The sequence below is a fragment of the Priestia sp. 179-F W1.4 NHS genome, assembly GCF_045369295.1.
Classification (GTDB): Bacteria; Bacillota; Bacilli; order Bacillales; family Bacillaceae_H; genus Priestia; species Priestia zanthoxyli.
This window is the reverse complement of the sequence record NZ_JBIQFF010000001.1, coordinates 730,253-747,966: the sequence shown is the minus strand read 5'-3', so window position 1 is coordinate 747,966 and position 17,714 is coordinate 730,253. Positions and strand designations below refer to the sequence as shown.

Here is a 17,714-nt window from a genome sequence, read left to right as displayed (position 1 = left end):
ACGGTCAATGAAGAGACGTTTAAAAAACATACTTATAGCTTATAGCGTATTTAATGTGCTAACTAACGTTTGGCGTTCTTCTTCCGTTAACGGAACTAAAGGTAATCGTACCGATCCTACGTCTAACCCTTTTAGCTGTAAAGCTGTTTTAACAGGCGTTGGACTTGGAGCCGCAAAAAGAGATTTCATCACAGGTACGATACGCTGATGAATTTTTGCTGCTTCTTTCGGATTTCCTGACTCATACAACTTAACCATCTCTTGCATTTCATTTCCAATAACGTGAGAGGCAACAGAAATAATCCCAGTTCCTCCAATTGCTAATACCGGCAGTGTTAAGCCATCATCACCGCTGTATAAAGCAAAATCATCGCTTGTTTGTGCGATAATAGCTGTCATTGCGTCAAGGTCGCCGCTTGCATCTTTTAACGCTACAACATTTGGCAGTTCAGCTAGGCGTACAATTGTATCCACAGACATATTGATCACGGATCGCCCTGGAATATTGTATAACATGACAGGCAGCTCTGTACTTTCAGCAATTGTTTTAAAGTGCTGATATAAGCCTTCCTGATTCGGCTTGTTATAATAAGGTGCTACAATCATAATCGCATCTACGCCGATTTCTTCTGCCTTTTTCGTTAATTCAATTGATGCATACGTATTATTGCTTCCTGTACCTGCAACAACAGGTACACGGCCATCTACTACCTTTACTGAGTGGCGGAACAGCGCCAGCTTTTCTTCTGTTGAAAGCGTAGGAGATTCACCAGTTGTTCCTGCAATAACCAACGCATCTGAACCGTTGCTGATTAAATAGTTAATAAGCTGCGTTGTTTTTTCAAAATCAATATTTCCTTTATGATCAAAAGGCGTTACCATCGCTGTTGCGACTTTCCCAAAATCAATCATGTTTTCACTCCTTGAAATTGCATTATCCCTATTCATGTAATGAACCGTTAGCTTATAGCTAACGGAACATGTAGTTTATCTTTTTTGCGGTGCTTTTGACAAGTCAAAGGCACCATGAAGAGCATTAACGGCTTTCTTTAAATCCTCTTCTTTTACAAGCACCCAAATCGTCGTATGGCTGTCAGCAGATTGTAAAATCTGAATACCTTCGCTAGAAAGAGCTGTAACAATTTTAGATGTAACACCAGGCACCCCTGCAATTCCTGCTCCAACCGTTGATACTTTGGCACAGTTGCGAATAACAGCCGGCTCATACCCTAGCGCATGAAGCACATCAATTGCTTTGTCAGTTGCTTCATCTGTTACCGTATATACAACACCCTTCGGTGAAATATTGATAAAATCTACGCTGATTTTTTCTTGTGCCATTGCTTTGAATACCTCTGCTTGCGTATCATAATGGCCTTCTTTACTAAAAACTTTAATTTGAGTCACGTTAGATACGTGGGCGATTCCTGTTACAAGGCGTTCTTGCACATCGCTTCCACGCTGCTGTGCTTCACCTTGAGATGTAACGAGCGTACCTTCTGAATCAGCATACGTGGAACGGACGCGCATCGGTACTTTTGCTTGCATGGCGATCTCTACGGCACGTGGGTGAACTACTTTTGCACCTTGATAAGCCATGTTGCATATTTCGTTATATGTGACAACGGATAGCGGTCTTGCATCTTCTACAATACGCGGGTCCGCTGTCATCACACCTTCTACATCCGTGAAAATGTCAATGTAATCAGCCATAAGGGCTGCACCTAACGCTGAAGCAGATGTATCGCTACCTCCGCGTCCAAGCGTTGTTGTATCACCTTCAGCAGTTGCCCCTTGAAAGCCTGTTACGACAACGACATCATATTCTTCTAATTCTTTTAACAAACGGTCGCATTTCATTTCTAGTATCTTGGCATTGGTAAAATCATCATTCGTCACAAACCCTGCCTGTGCACCGTTTAATGCTGTAGCTTTAATCCCATTTTCGTTTAATAAATTTGTAAACACAACCGATGAAATTAATTCTCCGCATGCCATAAGCATATCAAGCTCACGTTTGTTAAGAGACGCTTTATTTCCATCAACAAGTGAAAGCAATGTATCCGTTGCATACGGTTCACCTTTTCGTCCCATTGCCGATACAACAACGACTACTTTGTAACCCTCACTTAATGCATTATTTAAATGATAGATTGCTCTTGCTCTTCCTTCTTCGTTACGAACGGAAGTTCCTCCAAATTTTTGGACGATTATTTTCATACTTACACCTCATCATGTTCCGAGACACTCTGGTTGCGCTTATTTTACTAAGCTAAGCTTAATAAGTGATTCTGCAATTTGTACAGAATTCCAAGCTGCACCTTTTAACAAGTTATCAGAAACGATCCACATATGGAAACCGTTATCGCGATCTAAATCTTTACGAATACGGCCGACAAACACATCTCGTTTACCTACACAATCTGCTGGCATTGGATATACTTGATTTTCTGGATCATCTTGCAATACGATACCAGGTGCATCAGCCAATAAATTTTTCACATCAGCTACCGTTACACCGTCTTTTTCAATTTCAATGTACACTGACTCTGAATGACCTGTTACAACCGGTAGACGAACACAAGTAGCAGCTACTGGCAATTCAGGCATGCTCATAATTTTTTTCGTTTCATTAATCATTTTCATTTCTTCAAATGTAAAACCGTTATCTTGAAATTTATCAATTTGCGGAATGGCATTAAAAGCAATTTGATAATGTTTTTTATCTCCACCAACCGGTAAAATCTCCGGTGTAAACTCTTTTTCTTCTAAAATAGCTTTAGCTTGTTCTTTTAATTCATTAATTGCAGCAGCGCCTGCTCCAGAAACGGCTTGATACGTTGATACTAGCACTTTAGATAAGCCGTATGTTTCGCGTAATGGCTGTAATGCTGCTACCATTTGAATTGTAGAGCAGTTTGGATTAGCAATGATTCCGTTATGTGCGTGTAATGCATCTTCGTTCACTTCCGGCACAACTAACGGGACATTTTCATCCATTCGATAAGCGCTTGTGTTGTCTACAACGATTGCTCCGCGTTTTACTGCCTCTGGTGCAAGTGCTTTTGAAATGCTGCCGCCTGCACTGAATAAAGCAATGTCTACGCCTTCAAAGCTATCAGGAGTTGCTTCTTGCACAACAACTTCTTCTTCGTTAAACAACACTTTTTTACCAGCTGAACGAGCTGAAGATAATAACGTTAATTTACCAACTGGAAAATTACGCTCCTGTAGGGTTTTAATCATTTGTTGTCCTACTGCACCTGTTGCTCCTACTACTGCTACATGTAATTCTCTTGTCATTTTAATACCGCCTCCAACAATTTTCAACTACTCAACATTTATCTGCATATACTGACTATTTTAACATATTATTATGCTTCATTGCGTCAAAGAAGAGAAGATTTTTAAAATCTTCTCTTCTTTGAGATTGAGAGTTCTCTTACAGCCGCAGTATTGAACAGATTCATACAACAGCAAGAGGCATATATGTCCTATGACTCTTGACCGTCGCGGAACCTTTCGACAATAACAGGCTGAATCTGTTTATCTTCAAGCGCTGCGTACACCGTGTCTGATAACATCGTCATACGCGCTACCATTGAATTTGGTTTAAGCACCGGGTCATCTTGACCAAATGGAATAAAATAAATATTTTTAGTCGCCATTAGCCTCATTAAGTTTACACCATTTAGCCCTAGTGCGTCATTAGTCGAAATTCCCAGTACCACTGGCTTATTATTACGAAGCGTTGCTTTAGCTGCCATGAGTACCGGAGATTCAGTCATTGCATTCGCAAACTTACTCATAGTATTCCCAGTGATTGGGGCAACTACCATACAATCAAGCGGAATCTTTGGTCCTAGAGGCTCTGCTTTTACAATTGTATTGATGACGGCATGACCTGTTAATTCCTCAATTTTCTTCACCCAGTCTTCTCCATCTCCAAAACGAGTATTTGTGGATTGTACAGTGTAAGAAACAACCGGTAACACTTCTGCTCCCAAATTAACAAGCTTTTCAATTTCTGGCATAACCGCATCATACGTACAGTGAGATCCGGTCAAGCCGAATCCTATTCTTTTACCTTTTAATGACATTATTTTTTCTCCTCTCTCGCATCCGCAGCGTCTTTTAATAAATTCACTAATACATTAGCGACAATCTGACCTGCTGTTTTTGGAGCCACAATCCCTGGAAGACCAGGTGCTAAAATAGCTTTAATTCCTCGTTTTTCTGCATAGCGGAAATCGGTTCCTCCAGGCTTTGAAGCTAAATCAATAATGAGCGCGTGGGTCGGGACATTAGATAATGTCTTAGCCGTTAAGATGGGGTATGGAATGGTGTTAATACATATATCACTATCAGCAATTTCTTTATCGAGTTCAGAAAGATAGAAAGGCTGCAAACCCATTTCAGCAATACGTGCTAAATGTTCAGATTTTCTAGCTCCTACTTTTACATTGGCACCAAGTGCAGCAAAGGACCTCGCCACGCTCATTCCTACTCTTCCTAAACCTAGGACAGAAATATTTGAACCGTGAATGGTAAAATCCGTATGTTGAATAACAAGCATGATGGTACCTTCAACAGTAGGAATAGAGTTATAAATTGCTACATCATCACGCTCAAATAGCTGAACGAGTTTACGGTTTGTCGTTTTGACTAATTCGTTTAAATACCCATTGCTAATACCAGAATAAATAATGCAGTGCTCAGGCGTTTTTTTAAGTATTTCTTCAGTCAATACTACTTTTTCATTTGAAAAAATAGTATCTACTTGCCCTTCGTGATTTGTTCCAGGCACTGGAAGGATGATGGCGTCAACATCTGAAAAATCCAGCTCCTCTATCTGATATTTTGTCGCACCTGTAAAACCATGATCTAGCTGATCAAAACCAATAAGAGAGGTTTTTGCATCTAATTGAATTAATTTTCGAATGACTTCAAGCTGCCTAGCATCACCGCCAATTACAGCTATGTGCAAATCCGTTAACATGTTTCATTTTCACCTTCTTTAACATTAAATAGATGTATCCTTCGCTTAAACCATCGAGATGTAAAGTGCTATCATTACGCCCTAGAATGCCTATTGCTTTTCTTCAACATACTATGTAAACACACAGGAATCGGTGAATCTTTATCCCTGAAAATAAAAGAAACGAGATGCAGGAAGCATCTCGTTTGTTATTTTGTTGACTCATTATTTATGTTTTCTAGCTGATGAACATTTACAATCACCATATCCGTACCAATTTTTTCGATATTCCCCCACGGCACTCGCACTTCATCCCCTTGTTTTCGAAATCCAAACCACTTCACAGATGGAATAATAAGCGCATTAATTTGTCCCGTATGTTCATTAATTTCAAGATCTGTTTGCCCTAAAATACCCAAACGCTCTGCTCGCTTAACATCTACAATTTCTTTTCCACTCAGCTCACTTAATCTCATGAAATCCCTCCTTTCATCTAATTTATTGAACAACCATACAAAAAATGACATAAAAATAAGGCTGGCTCAATTATTTTAGCCAACCTTACTTTTATGGTTTAATTTCCTTTAAAACCCTTAGGTAAATCTCCACTCGGGCTTATTAATGAAAGCGCAAATTCGTCTTTGAAAATATCTCGTGCAAGACCATTTACACTATCTTTAGTCACGGCATTAACAAGGTCTAAAATCTCATCTAATGAACGGTGATAGCCCAGCATTAACTCATTTTTTCCGTTTCTGCTCATACGGCTATTTGTACTTTCAAGACTCAGCATTAAGTTTCCTTTCAGCTGCTCTTTGCTGTTAGCAAGTTCTTTATCTGTAATACCTTTGTCTTTCAAATCATAAAGCGTTTCTTGAACCGTATCATATAATACGTCGAGCTGATGGCTTCCAGTTCCCCCATAAATCGTTACAAGACCACTGTCTCGATAAGAAGAATGATAAGAGAAAACAGAGTAAGCCAAGCCGCGCTGTTCGCGGACTTCTTGGAACAAACGACTGCTCATGCTTCCGCCAAGCACGTTGTTTAATACAATTAAGCTATATACATCTTCTCCGCCGATTGGCAAACCTTTAAAGCCAAGGCAAAGATGAGCTTGTTCTGTCTCTTTTTTGCGCGCAATATGATTTGTATGGAACTCAGGCTGAACATATTGATGAGCGGAATGACTTGACGTATATGTACCAAAATAGTTTTCCACCTGTTGTATAAAACTCTCATCAATGTTTCCAGCTACTGAAATAACGATGTTTTCAGGAATATACATCTGCTCCATATATTGACGAAGCGAATCACCGTTAAATGTTTTTAACGTATCTTCCGTTCCTAAAATTGGATACCCTAATGGATGATTGCCATATACGGCTTTTCCTAATAGATCGTGTACAATATCGTCAGGTGTATCTTCATACATTTTAATTTCTTCATATACAACATTTTTTTCACGAGCTAATTCCTCTTCATCAAATGAAGAATTAAAGAACATATCCGCCAGCACATCTAGCGCTTGATCTGCGTGTTCGTCTAATACTTTTGCATAGTAGCACGTGTATTCTTTAGAAGTGAATGCATTTACTTGTCCCCCAATGCGGTCGAAGCTTTCTGCAATTTCACGAGCAGATCTTGTTTTTGTTCCTTTAAAAAACATATGTTCAAGAAAATGTGATACACCATTAATTTCAGGGTGTTCACTTCGAGAACCCGTTCCGATCCATACCCCAATGGCCACAGATCGAACAGTTGGGATATTTTCCAATACAATTCTTACACCATTTTTGCACGTATATCGTTTTATCAAGCTAGTGCCTCCCTTTTGCTTATCTCACTTACTTCTTAGTAGAAGAAGGTAGTTTCATCATTCGTTCTTCATCTAGCATCGTTGACACATCGCTAACTTTCAGGCCTTTGCGTTCAATATCGGTTAACAATTGGTCAAGCGATTCAGCCGTTGATTCAGTCGGGTGCATCAGTACAATAGCCCCTGGATGAATCTTTTTCATTACTCGATTAATTAACACTTCTGAACTCGGCTTTTGCCAATCGATTGTATCAACTGTCCACATGATGGTACTCATTTTTAACTGAGAAGCAAGCGTTACTACTTCGGGGCGAAAACTGCCGCTCGGCGGAGCAAACCATTTTACTTTTTGTCCCGTAGTAGATGTAATAATATCATTCGTTTTTTTAAGCTGCTGATTGATTTGACTAGCCGATAAAGTGGCCATATCAGGATGAGAATAAGAGTGATTTCCCACTTCATGCCCTGCGTCTACAATCATTTTTGCCATATCTGGATTATTTTTAACCCATTTTCCTTCTAAAAAGAAGGTTGCTTTAGCATGGTGCTTTTTCAGCACTTCTAACATTTTAGGCAAATACTCGTTCCCCCATGCTACGTTCACTGTAAACGATACCATAGGCTTTTCATCGTGTCCACGGTAGATAGGTTCCTGTGGTAAATCCTTCAAGTGAACCTTTGGTCTAACCTGTTTGTACACTAATTTTTTTTCATCAAATTTACCCGCAGGTTTCATATTTTTATAAGAAGCAGCAAGATCAACTTTTATGCCGTTATAGCCAGGAACCCGTTTCCAAACAGGATCGATTCGTGCATTCGCCGCTGGCTTTTCATAATCTTTTGCTTTTTCTTCAATCTTTTGATATAACGCATCATGCTGAGCTGATACAAGTTGTACATCGGATTTAAGTGCTTCTATATATGCTTCAGCAAAAGGATTATAAATAGATTTATATGTAATTGCCAGTAAAAATAGAAATGCTGTAAATTGCACAATGGTTCTCTTCACTTATCCTTCCCCCTTTACCATTTAAAATATGTATAAAGAGGACAAGGTAGAACAAACATCTACAAACGATAAAATCGCCCTACACATGGATTTTCTTCATGTATGGACGATTTCACAATATCTATATAGTAGTAAAAGAAGATTATTTTGTTTCTTTTGCTTTTTCTTCTTTTTCTTTTTGTTCTTTTAAAATTGCTTTACGAGATAAGTTAACGCGACCTTGTTTATCAATTTCCATGACTTTAACTAAAAGCTCGTCACCAATCGCTACAACGTCTTCTACTTTTCCAATACGCTCTTCTGCAAGCTCTGAAATATGAACAAGCCCATCTTTTCCGCTGAAGATTTCTACAAATGCACCGAATTTTTCAATTCGTTTTACTTTTCCTAAGTACATTTGGCCGACTTCAACTTCGCGTACAAGATCTTCAATGATTTTCTTCGCTTTTTCATTCATCGGCTGATCAATAGAAGAAATGAAGATTGTACCATCTTGTTCGATATCAATTTTAACGCCTGTTTCTTCGATGATTTTATTGATTTGCTTGCCGCTTGGTCCAATAACATCACGAATTTTATCAGGGTTAATCGCCATTGTAAGGATCTTAGGCGCATATTGAGAAAGCTCTTGACGAGGCGTAGCAATCGTTGACATCATATGATTTAAGATTTGCATACGGCCTTTTTTCGCTTGTTGAAGGGCTTCGTCTAAAATTTCACGAGATAACCCGTCAATTTTAATATCCATTTGAAGCGCAGTTACGCCATTTTCGGTACCTGCTACTTTAAAGTCCATGTCTCCTAGGTGATCTTCCATTCCTTGAATGTCCGTTAGAATCGAGTAGTGTTCACCTGATTTGATCAGACCCATTGCAATCCCTGCTACAGGTGCTTTAATTGGAACCCCAGCATCCATCATTGCAAGCGTACTTGCACAAATACTTGCTTGTGAAGTAGAACCGTTTGACTCTAATACTTCAGATACAAGACGAATTGTATAAGGGAAATCTTTTTCATTTGGAATAACCGGCTCAAGTGCACGTTCACCTAGCGCACCATGTCCAATTTCACGACGACCCGGTCCGCGCATCGGTCTAGTTTCACCAACACTAAATGAAGGGAAGTTGTAGTGATGCATGAAGCGTTTAGATTCTTCTACACTTAAACCATCTAAAATTTGCACATCGCCAAGTGCACCTAATGTACAGATGCTAAGCGCTTGAGTTTGTCCACGCGTAAATAATCCAGATCCGTGTGTACGTGGAAGCAAGTTTGTTTCAGAAGAAAGTGGACGAATTTCGTCAATACTACGGCCATCAGGACGTACTTTTTCTTCTGTAATCAAGCGACGCACTTCACTTTTAACAAGCTTCGACAAAATTTCATTCACTTGATTTAGTACTTCTTCTTCTACATCTTGCTCTTCAAATTTTGCAGCTACAGCGCTTTTCACTTCTTTAATCGCATTTTCGCGCGCATGCTTTTCTTGAACTTGAACAGCACGGTTCATGTCACCTTCTGCAATTTCGCGAACTTGACGCTCAAGGTCAGCATCAACAGTATAAAGCTCAACTTCAACTTTTTCTTTGCCTACTGCTGCTACAATTTCTTCTTGGAACGCAATTAATTTTTTAATTTGCTCGTGTCCAAACATAATTGCTTCTAACATTACTTCTTCCGGTACTTCATCAGCGCCTGCTTCAACCATGTTGATTGCGTCTTTTGTACCAGCAACCGTCAGATGAATATCGCTTTTTTCAAGCTCATCTACCGTTGGGTTTACAACAAATTCATTGTCTACACGGCCTACGATTACGCCTGCAATAGGACCTTCAAATGGAATATCAGATACTGATAATGCTAATGAAGAACCAAACATTGCTGCGATTTCTGAAGAACAGTTTTGGTCTACGCTCATTACAACGCTGACAACTTGAACTTCGTTTCGGAAACCATCTGCGAATAAAGGACGAATCGGACGGTCGATTAAACGGCTAGCCAAGATTGCTTTTTCACTTGGTCTGCCTTCACGCTTAATGAATCCACCTGGAATTTTACCGACTGCATATAAACGCTCTTCATAGTTTACTGTTAACGGGAAGAAATCTACATTTTTAGGCTCTTTTGAAGCCGTTGCTGTACTTAATACAACTGTGTCTCCATAGCGGATTAATGCTGCGCCATTTGCTTGTTTTGCCAACTGGCCAACTTCAACTTCTAGCTTTCGTCCAGCTAGATCTACAGAGAACACTCGTTTTTCTTGTTCCATATCGACGAGTACCCCTCTCTACATATAAAATATGTATGTAATCAAATGTGATAGTTTTATTATAAACGAAATATCCAAAAACAATAGCTTTTTTCACATTATGTAGCATCTTTAATGTTTCTTAAATGTACATACTAAAAAAGCGGGAATGCTCCCGCTTTCTTCTTATTATCGACGTAAACCAAGTTTGTTGATTAACTCACGATAACGAGTAACGTCTTTGTTACGTAGGTAGTTAAGTAAGTTACGACGTCGACCTACCATTTTTAAAAGACCACGACGTGAATGGTGATCCTTTTTATGAGTACGTAAGTGACCGTTTAGATTGTTAATTTGCTCTGTTAGGACAGCGATTTGAACTTCTGGAGAACCAGTGTCGTTCGCATGAGTTTTGTACTCACTAATGATTTCATTTTTACGCTCTTGTGTGATAGCCATCCTATTCACCTCCTTATTATTAAACCCCAGTTACCGAGCAAAACGTTGGTGAATCGTAATGCCAAGCAATGGTTGTTTTACATACAAGTGTTATGTTACTACTTATTAGAACAAAAAGCAAGTCGTAGCAGCTATTTATATATATTTTTTTATTTATTGTTTTTTTGAATTCCTTCAAAATAAGCAAGGGCTTCTTCCTTGTCCTTTGAGATCTGACCGACAAGCTCTTCGATGCCGCTGAACTTTTTTTCTGAGCGAATCATTCGGTGCCATTTCACCGTTACGTGCTGATCGTAGATTTGCTCGTCAAATGATAATAAGTGGACTTCGATTGTTGGCTTTTCTAAATTATCGTGAAAAGTCGGCTTGTAGCCCACGTTGCACACTCCTGCATACCACTTACCGTGAAGCTGAAGCTCAACAGCATACACACCGATGCGTGGAAGTAAATACTCATCGTCTAAAGCGATGTTAGCAGTAGGAAAACCTATTTGCCTGCCTCGCTTTTCTCCATGAGTCACTGTACCTGACACTTCATAATAGCGGCCAAGCAGCTCTTTTACTCGATGCATATCTCCATTTGCTAAACTTTCGCGAATAAGCGTTGAACTAATTTTTTCTTCGCCATTTGTTAACTTATCAATTGTTGTTTGCGTGAATTTTGATCGAGAATGAAATGGTAGTATTTCCATTGTTCCTTTACCTAACTTTCCATACGTATAGTCAAATCCAGCTACCACATGCTGTACATTCAGTCCAATAATATACTGATCAACAAACTCTTGAGGCAATAGTGCTGCAAACTGTTTATCAAAATGAACGATATATAAAAAGTCAATTCCCATTTCCTCAATGAGTTTCTTTTTTTCTTGAAGCGGTGTGATCATATCAATGTGCTGCACATTGCGCCCGAGCACCACAGAAGGGTGAGGAGTAAACGTCATCACAGCACTAGCTATGCCTTTTTCATCGGCTAACTGTTTTGCTGAATTTATCACTTGCTGATGCCCTAAATGCACACCATCAAAATAACCAAGCGCTAACACTGATTGTTGAACAGCTTCTCGTTGAAAGTGGTGTGGATGTCGAATTTCAATCGTTTCCAAAACACAGTTCACCTTTTCCCTAACCGGTCTAGTCGATTGCCAACACTTTAACCGGCTTCATTAAATGTTTTTTTGTTGGGTGCTGAGCATAAATTGCTAAGCACTTGCCTGCAGAATTTATCATTAAAAAGAAGGGTTCTTTTTTTAACTCTTCATCTTCCGTACACGGCAATACCGCGCCATTTTTCACTTTCTCTGCTAATGTATCACTAATTTGAAGTTTCGGCAAATGATTAAGAGCTTCTTCGATCGAATGTAGTTTCTCATTGATCGTTTCTTCTTCTACCGCCCGTTCAATATCTTCAAATGTCACACAATCTTTGAGTGAAAACTGCCCGGAACCCGTTCGCTGCAAATACGACATATGAGATGGATAGCCAAGAGCTTCTCCAATCATCACAGCAAGCGTTCGCACATATGTACCTTTGCTGCACGTTACGCGGAATTTGAAGGAAATTTGTTCTCCCTCAAATGTAGCGCGATCATCCAGCAGTTCAAAGTTATAGATATGAATGGTTCTAACTGGGCGCTCTACTTCGATTCCTTGCCTTGCATATTCATATAGCTTTTTACCTTTGACCTTTACCGCTGAATACATTGGAGGGACTTGCTGAAGTTCTCCTGTCATCGAAGACAGCACTTCTTCGATTTGAGCACGTGAAAAAGAATCCGCTACTTTCTTTTCTTCTACAACCTCTCCGGAAGAATCTTCTGTTGTTGTAGAAAACCCGAGTGTAACTTCCCCTTCATAGGTTTTAGTAGCTCCTGTTAGATATTCTACAATCTTGGTAGCTCTACCGATACAAATAGGCAATACCCCTGTAACATCTGGGTCTAATGTGCCTGTATGCCCTACTTTTTTAGTACGAAGCAGCTTTCGGACTTTAAACACACAGTCGTGCGAAGTCAGGCCAGCTGGTTTATGTAAAACTAAAACACCGTCCACTCATTCTTCATCTCCTTTTCATTTAAAAAAGGGTGTCTCAGAAGCAAAAACCACTTTTGAGACACCCTTTTTTGTTTCTACATTCACTGATCTTATTCGTTCTCTTGATGGTCATCGCTTTCTTTTTTTATTTCATGAAGCAATGATTCAATTCGATTACCATAATCAATTGATTCATCAAACTCAAACGTAATTTCAGGTGTTTTACGTAAGCGAATGCGCTGACCGATTTCTGAGCGGATAAATCCCTTTGCTTTCGCAAGGCCTTTTAACGTATTCTCACGCTGTTCAGCATCTCCTAAAACAGAGATATAAACTTTCGCTTGCTGTAAATCGCCTGATACTTGAACATCTGTTACAGTCACAAAACCGATGCGCGGATCCTTGATTTTACGATTTAAAATCTCGCCCATCTCTTTTTTCATTTGTTCTCCGACTCTAGTTGCTCTTATGTTCATCTGTGTCACCCCTTTTATAACCAATCAAAAGTTGTAATGGTACGTTCAATCTCTGGAAAAGAATCAATCAAGCTTAGCGCTTTTTGCAGTTCTTGTTCCGTTGTGACACGGCTAGATGAGACTGCGACAATGCTAATTTTTGTTCGTTGCCACACATCTTGAAAATCAGTTTCTGAAACCGATACGTTAAACCGCTGCTTCAAGCGCATCAAGATGCGCTGAAGCACGGCACGTTTTTCTTTAAGAGAAGCAGCATCGTAAATTAAGCATTCACACTCCACTAGTCCAATCATTTAGGATCAATTTGCTCCATTACATATGCTTCAATAATATCTCCTTCTTTAATATCATTGAAGTTTTTAATTGTAATACCACACTCATATCCTTGAGCGACTTCTTTTGCATCGTCTTTAAAGCGTTTTAGCACATCTACTTCACCTTCAAAGATAACAATTCCGTCACGGATTAAACGAATTCCACTGTTACGCGTAATTTTACCGTCTGTTACGTAACTTCCTGCGATTGTACCAACTTTTGATACTTTGAATGTTTGACGTACTTCCACTTGACCGATGATTTTTTCAGCAAACTCAGGGTCAAGCATTCCTTTCATCGCAGATTCAATTTCTTCAATTACTTTATAAATAATGCGGTGAAGACGAATATCTACGTTTTCTACGTCAGCTGTACGTTTTGCTCCAGCATCTGGACGCACGTTAAAGCCGATAACGATTGCGTTAGAAGCAGTTGCAAGAATGATATCAGATTCTGTAATTGCACCTACACCCGTATGGATAATACGAACATTTACACCCTCTACATCAATCTTTTGAAGAGCAGCAGCCAATGCTTCTACAGAACCTTGTACGTCTGCTTTTACGATAAGGTTTAAGTCTTTCATTTCACCTTGTTTAATTTTTTCAAATAAATCATCTAAGCTTACGCGAGATTTTTCACCGCGCTGTTGTTCAAGCTGCTTTTGAGCACGAGCTTCTCCGATTTGACGAGCTGTTTTCTCATCTTCAAATACTAAGAAACGATCTCCAGCTAATGGAACTTCGTTTAAGCCAGTAATCTCAACCGGAGTAGATGGTCCTACTTCCTTCACACGGCGGCCGATATCATTTACCATTGCGCGAACGCGGCCAAACGTATTTCCGACTACGATTGGATCACCTACGCGTAGTGTACCAGTTTGAACAAGAAGCGTTGCTACAGACCCACGGCCTTTATCTAGCTGTGCTTCTACAACTGTACCTGCTGCACGACGGTTAGGATTTGCTTTTAACTCTTCTACTTCACTTACAAGTAAAATCATTTCAAGTAATTGATCGATCCCTTCACCTGAAATGGCTGAAAGCTTACAGAAGATTGTTTCTCCGCCCCACTCTTCAGCTACAAGGCCGTGCTCCATTAGTTCTTGCATAACGCGATCTGGATTTGCTGCTTCTTTATCCATTTTGTTAACCGCAACAATAATTGGCACTTCTGCCGCTTTTGCATGGTTAATCGCTTCAATTGTTTGAGGCATTACACCATCGTCTGCTGCAACAACAAGGATTGTAATATCCGTTACTTGCGCACCGCGAGCACGCATTGTTGTAAATGCAGCATGCCCTGGTGTATCAAGGAATGTAATTTTCTTTTCATCAACCACAACTTGATAAGCACCGATATGCTGCGTGATACCGCCTGCTTCTGCAGCCGTTACTTTTGTGTTACGGATAGAGTCAAGAAGCGTCGTTTTACCGTGGTCAACGTGACCCATAATTGTAACAACTGGAGGACGCACTTGAAGGTCTTTTTCGTCGTCAATAATTTCTAATGATTCAAAAGCAGTGTCATCTACTACTACTTCTTCTTCAACTTCTACACCGTATTCTCCGGCAATTAGTTCGATAGAATCTTTATCTAACTCTTGGTTAATTGTTGCCATTACACCAAGCATAAATAATTTTTTAATAATTTCAGAAGGCTCTTTGCCTAATTCTTTTGCTAACTCAGAAACCGTTAAGCTTCCGACAAACGTTACTTTTTCCGGTAACTCTTTTGCAGCTGCTGGAGCTGGTCTACCTTTTGGTGCCTGTGACTTTTTGTTACCTTTATTGTTTCCTTTGTTAGCTGTTGATTTTGTATTTTTATTCAATACTTTCACCCCCATAAAATTAACCGAGCATCGTTGCTAGCTTTTTAGCAAATCCCTCGTCCATAACGGCTACCACAACTCGAGCATCTTTACCAATCGCTTGACCTAGCGTGTAGCGATCGGGAACCATTCTAACCGAAACGTTGTAGTAAGAACATTTATCCGTTACTTTTTTCTTTGTGTTTTCAGACGCATCGCTTGCTAAAAGTACTAACTTTGCTTTTTGTTTCCGAACTTCTCTAACCACAAGTTCTTCTCCAGAAATCAATTTGCGTGCACGGTTTGCAAGCCCTAAAAAAGAGATCCACTGTTCATTCATTAGCGTGACTGTTTCTCCTTTTCTACAAGCGCTAGCAACTCTTCATAAACCGCTTCATCTATTGACGCGCCTAAATGTGTCGAAAGCACATTTTTCTTTTTTGCCAATAAAATTGCTTCTTTATCCTTGCTTACATAAGCTCCGCGCCCGGACTTTTTACCCGTTACATCAACTGAAACGTCGCCTTCTTTTGAACGTACAACGCGTACTAGCTCTTTTTTAGGCTTCATTTCTCCAGTGGCCACACATTTTCGCATCGGGACTTTTTTACGATTGTTCACCTTGGCTCACCTCTTATTCCATATCTTCATCTGAATCAAATGCATGTTGACTTACTAGCATATCATCGCTGCTTTTTACAACCATACCTTCTTGCTCAGCTTCTGATTGACTTTTAATATCAATTTTCCAGCCTGTCAGCTTAGCGGCTAGACGTGCATTTTGTCCACGCTTACCAATTGCAAGTGACAGCTGATAGTCAGGAACGATAACAGTTGTTGCTTTTTCATTTTCATCTACAATCACATCTACTACCTTAGATGGACTTAGGGCATTGGCAACAAATTCAACTGGGTCATTTGACCAGCGAACGATGTCAATTTTTTCACCTTTTAGTTCATTCACAACAGCCTGTACGCGCTGACCTTTTGGCCCAACACAAGAGCCGACCGGATCTACTTCAGCATACTCAGAATGAACAGAGATTTTTGAACGGTCTCCAGCTTCGCGAGCTACTGATTTTAATTCAACTGTACCGTCATAGATTTCCGGAACTTCTTTTTCGAAAAGACGTTTTAAAAGACCTGGATGCGTACGTGAAACATAGATTTGTGGTCCTTTTGTTGTTTTTTCTACTTTCGTAATATACACTTTAATACGATCATGAGGTTTATACTGCTCATTTGGCATTTGCTCGCTTTGAGGAAGCAATGCTTCAATTTTGCCAAGGCTCACGTAAATGAAGCGAGAATCTTGACGCTGAACAATACCTGTCATAATATCTTCTTCACGATCGCTGAACTCTGAGTAGATAACGCCGCGCTCCGCCTCACGAACACGCTGTGTAACAACTTGTTTTGCTGTTTGAGCCGCGATGCGTCCAAAGTCTTTTGGCGTTACTTCGATTTCAACCACATCGTCTAGCTGGAAGTTAGGGTTGATTGTTTGTGCTTCTTCAACCGAAATTTCTAGACGTGGATCATATACTTCATCAACCACATCTTTGCGAGCAAACACGCGCATTGAACCTCTTTCTAAATTTAAATCAACGCGTACGTTTTGCGCTTGGTTAAAGTTGCGTTTGTAAGCAGAAATTAGCGCTGCTTCAATTGCTTCAATAATTACATCTTTGCTAATGCCTTTCTCTTTTTCAAGAATGACTAAGGCATCAAATAACTCACTGCTCATCGTTGGATAATCCCCCTTTAATATTGGCCCCTACACATTAAAATACAATCGCTAATCGAGCAAAAGCGACTTTGTCATATGGTAAAATCACCGTTTTTGTGCGTGTTTTGATACGAATAGATAATGTGACAGTTTCTCCGTCAAATGATTGTAATTCGCCTTCAAATTCTTTTGCACCTTCAATTGGTTCATATGTTTTTATGTATACATGCTTACCAATTGCACGTTCAAAATCTTTATCTTTTTTTAATGGGCGTTCCGCACCAGGCGATGATACTTCTAAAAAATAGTTATGAGGGATTGGATCTACTGCATCCATTTTCTCACTCAATTTTTCACTTACTGCTCCGCAGTCTTCGATATCCACGCCGGTATCAGAGTCGATAAACACACGTAAAAACCAATCTTTTCCTTCTTTTACGTATTCAATTTCAACAAGCTCTAAATTCATTTCCTCTAAGATAGGGGAAACCATTTCTTCCACTGTTTGTTTTACATTTTTACTCATTCTAATCCTCCCTTCGAGACATTGCATGGTATGTTTAGGTTACGCGTTTTTTATGTCTCTTATATCAAAAAAGAGTGGTTTATTTGCTATTTTTATTTTGCACTCTATAAGAGGTCTAACCTACTAGAGTGGAAATGTTGTCATTTGTGTTGCAGGATTTTAAACGTCACATAATAAATCAATCATGGTGATTGAAAATCTACAGAAAAAACGAATCATGCTAGAAGCCGATTCGTTCTCCATACTACTTACTATGACAGTAAGTTCATATCAATAAGAAAGAGCGGGTTTCCCCACTCTTTCTCGTCCGT

Annotated in this window: 19 protein-coding genes; all 19 read right to left on the bottom strand. The window is 39.6% G+C overall.

From position 1 onward, the window contains the following. Nucleotides 1-39 precede the first annotated feature (39 nt). The 19 genes from dapA to rimP all read right to left on the bottom strand — a co-directional run bounded on the left by dapA (nucleotide 40) and on the right by rimP (nucleotide 17,403). Nucleotides 40-912 carry a 4-hydroxy-tetrahydrodipicolinate synthase gene (gene dapA, locus ACH0CI_RS03825; RefSeq protein WP_013058822.1) on the bottom strand — a complete coding sequence of 291 codons (873 nt, stop codon included), beginning with the start codon at nucleotides 910-912 and terminating at the stop codon, nucleotides 40-42. Between the two features lie 75 nt (nucleotides 913-987). Next, nucleotides 988-2,220, bottom strand: a complete 1,233-nt coding sequence (dapG, locus tag ACH0CI_RS03820; RefSeq protein ID WP_028411393.1) for an aspartate kinase — start codon at nucleotides 2,218-2,220, stop codon at nucleotides 988-990. Nucleotides 2,221-2,259: 39 nt separating this feature from the next. Next, nucleotides 2,260-3,303 (bottom strand): aspartate-semialdehyde dehydrogenase, encoded by a 1,044-nt coding sequence (asd, locus tag ACH0CI_RS03815; protein WP_335707556.1) that lies wholly within the window; start codon nucleotides 3,301-3,303, stop codon nucleotides 2,260-2,262. A gap of 191 nt (nucleotides 3,304-3,494) precedes the next feature. Next, entirely contained in the window at nucleotides 3,495-4,100 is a 606-nt protein-coding gene (locus ACH0CI_RS03810) for a dipicolinate synthase subunit B (protein ID WP_013058825.1), read from the bottom strand. Next, on the bottom strand, nucleotides 4,100-4,999 hold the full coding sequence (gene dpaA, locus ACH0CI_RS03805; RefSeq protein WP_013058826.1) for a dipicolinic acid synthetase subunit A: 900 nt from the start codon (nucleotides 4,997-4,999) through the stop codon (nucleotides 4,100-4,102). Before dpaA ends, ACH0CI_RS03810 begins: the two co-directional genes overlap by 1 nt. A gap of 188 nt (nucleotides 5,000-5,187) precedes the next feature. Next, a complete protein-coding gene (locus ACH0CI_RS03800) occupies nucleotides 5,188-5,454 on the bottom strand; it encodes a YlmC/YmxH family sporulation protein (RefSeq protein ID WP_406900889.1) in 267 nt (88 codons plus the stop codon). 98 nt (nucleotides 5,455-5,552) lie between these two features. After that, nucleotides 5,553-6,797, bottom strand: coding sequence for a M16 family metallopeptidase (locus tag ACH0CI_RS03795; RefSeq protein WP_028411394.1), 1,245 nt, complete (start codon nucleotides 6,795-6,797; stop codon nucleotides 5,553-5,555). Between the two features lie 28 nt (nucleotides 6,798-6,825). Then, nucleotides 6,826-7,806, bottom strand: coding sequence for a polysaccharide deacetylase family protein (locus ACH0CI_RS03790; protein ID WP_033579798.1), 981 nt, complete (start codon nucleotides 7,804-7,806; stop codon nucleotides 6,826-6,828). Between the two features lie 142 nt (nucleotides 7,807-7,948). Continuing rightward, the gene (pnp, locus tag ACH0CI_RS03785) at nucleotides 7,949-10,075 is read right to left on the bottom strand and encodes a polyribonucleotide nucleotidyltransferase (protein ID WP_014458473.1); all 2,127 of its coding nucleotides are present in this window, start codon (nucleotides 10,073-10,075) and stop codon (nucleotides 7,949-7,951) included. A gap of 168 nt (nucleotides 10,076-10,243) precedes the next feature. Beyond that, complete coding sequence (gene rpsO, locus ACH0CI_RS03780) at nucleotides 10,244-10,513, bottom strand: 30S ribosomal protein S15 (protein ID WP_013058831.1); 270 nt, start codon at nucleotides 10,511-10,513, stop codon at nucleotides 10,244-10,246. A gap of 149 nt (nucleotides 10,514-10,662) precedes the next feature. Beyond that, the gene (ribF, locus tag ACH0CI_RS03775; protein ID WP_034265210.1) at nucleotides 10,663-11,619 is read right to left on the bottom strand and encodes a bifunctional riboflavin kinase/FAD synthetase; all 957 of its coding nucleotides are present in this window, start codon (nucleotides 11,617-11,619) and stop codon (nucleotides 10,663-10,665) included. 28 nt (nucleotides 11,620-11,647) lie between these two features. Further along, nucleotides 11,648-12,565 carry a tRNA pseudouridine(55) synthase TruB gene (truB, locus tag ACH0CI_RS03770; protein WP_028411398.1) on the bottom strand — a complete coding sequence of 306 codons (918 nt, stop codon included), beginning with the start codon at nucleotides 12,563-12,565 and terminating at the stop codon, nucleotides 11,648-11,650. A gap of 92 nt (nucleotides 12,566-12,657) precedes the next feature. Continuing rightward, complete coding sequence (gene rbfA / locus ACH0CI_RS03765; RefSeq protein WP_013058834.1) at nucleotides 12,658-13,023, bottom strand: 30S ribosome-binding factor RbfA; 366 nt, start codon at nucleotides 13,021-13,023, stop codon at nucleotides 12,658-12,660. A gap of 14 nt (nucleotides 13,024-13,037) precedes the next feature. Beyond that, nucleotides 13,038-13,316, bottom strand: coding sequence for a DUF503 domain-containing protein (locus ACH0CI_RS03760; RefSeq protein WP_013058835.1), 279 nt, complete (start codon nucleotides 13,314-13,316; stop codon nucleotides 13,038-13,040). After that, nucleotides 13,313-15,169, bottom strand: a complete 1,857-nt coding sequence (gene infB / locus ACH0CI_RS03755) for a translation initiation factor IF-2 (protein ID WP_406900888.1) — start codon at nucleotides 15,167-15,169, stop codon at nucleotides 13,313-13,315. Before infB ends, ACH0CI_RS03760 begins: the two co-directional genes overlap by 4 nt. A gap of 19 nt (nucleotides 15,170-15,188) precedes the next feature. Further along, on the bottom strand, nucleotides 15,189-15,488 hold the full coding sequence (locus tag ACH0CI_RS03750; protein WP_028411400.1) for a YlxQ family RNA-binding protein: 300 nt from the start codon (nucleotides 15,486-15,488) through the stop codon (nucleotides 15,189-15,191). Continuing rightward, nucleotides 15,488-15,769: an RNase P modulator RnpM gene (gene rnpM, locus ACH0CI_RS03745; protein WP_013058838.1), complete on the bottom strand. Its 282-nt coding sequence runs from the start codon at nucleotides 15,767-15,769 to the stop codon at nucleotides 15,488-15,490. Before rnpM ends, ACH0CI_RS03750 begins: the two co-directional genes overlap by 1 nt. Nucleotides 15,770-15,782: 13 nt before the next feature. Then, nucleotides 15,783-16,895: a transcription termination factor NusA gene (gene nusA / locus ACH0CI_RS03740; protein ID WP_028411401.1), complete on the bottom strand. Its 1,113-nt coding sequence runs from the start codon at nucleotides 16,893-16,895 to the stop codon at nucleotides 15,783-15,785. Nucleotides 16,896-16,932: 37 nt separating this feature from the next. After that, nucleotides 16,933-17,403 (bottom strand): ribosome maturation factor RimP, encoded by a 471-nt coding sequence (gene rimP, locus ACH0CI_RS03735; protein ID WP_028411402.1) that lies wholly within the window; start codon nucleotides 17,401-17,403, stop codon nucleotides 16,933-16,935. Nucleotides 17,404-17,714 lie beyond the last annotated feature (311 nt).

Excerpts from the sequence above, each read along its gene's own strand:
- dapA (WP_013058822.1), bottom strand. The coding sequence starts at position 912 with ATGATTGATTTTGGGAAAGTCGCAACAGCGATGGTAACGCCTTTTGAT.
- dapG (WP_028411393.1), bottom strand. The coding sequence starts at position 2,220 with ATGAAAATAATCGTCCAAAAATTTGGAGGAACTTCCGTTCGTAACGAA.
- asd (WP_335707556.1), bottom strand. The coding sequence starts at position 3,303 with ATGACAAGAGAATTACATGTAGCAGTAGTAGGAGCAACAGGTGCAGTA.
- ACH0CI_RS03810 (WP_013058825.1), bottom strand. The coding sequence starts at position 4,100 with ATGTCATTAAAAGGTAAAAGAATAGGATTCGGCTTGACCGGATCTCAC.
- dpaA (WP_013058826.1), bottom strand. The coding sequence starts at position 4,999 with ATGTTAACGGATTTGCACATAGCTGTAATTGGCGGTGATGCTAGGCAG.
- ACH0CI_RS03800 (WP_406900889.1), bottom strand. The coding sequence starts at position 5,454 with ATGAGATTAAGTGAGCTGAGTGGAAAAGAAATTGTAGATGTTAAGCGA.
- pnp (WP_014458473.1), bottom strand. The coding sequence starts at position 10,075 with ATGGAACAAGAAAAACGAGTGTTCTCTGTAGATCTAGCTGGACGAAAG.
- rpsO (WP_013058831.1), bottom strand. The coding sequence starts at position 10,513 with ATGGCTATCACACAAGAGCGTAAAAATGAAATCATTAGTGAGTACAAA.
- rbfA (WP_013058834.1), bottom strand. The coding sequence starts at position 13,023 with ATGAACATAAGAGCAACTAGAGTCGGAGAACAAATGAAAAAAGAGATG.
- ACH0CI_RS03760 (WP_013058835.1), bottom strand. The coding sequence starts at position 13,316 with ATGATTGGACTAGTGGAGTGTGAATGCTTAATTTACGATGCTGCTTCT.
- ACH0CI_RS03750 (WP_028411400.1), bottom strand. The coding sequence starts at position 15,488 with ATGAATGAACAGTGGATCTCTTTTTTAGGGCTTGCAAACCGTGCACGC.
- nusA (WP_028411401.1), bottom strand. The coding sequence starts at position 16,895 with ATGAGCAGTGAGTTATTTGATGCCTTAGTCATTCTTGAAAAAGAGAAA.
- rimP (WP_028411402.1), bottom strand. The coding sequence starts at position 17,403 with ATGAGTAAAAATGTAAAACAAACAGTGGAAGAAATGGTTTCCCCTATC.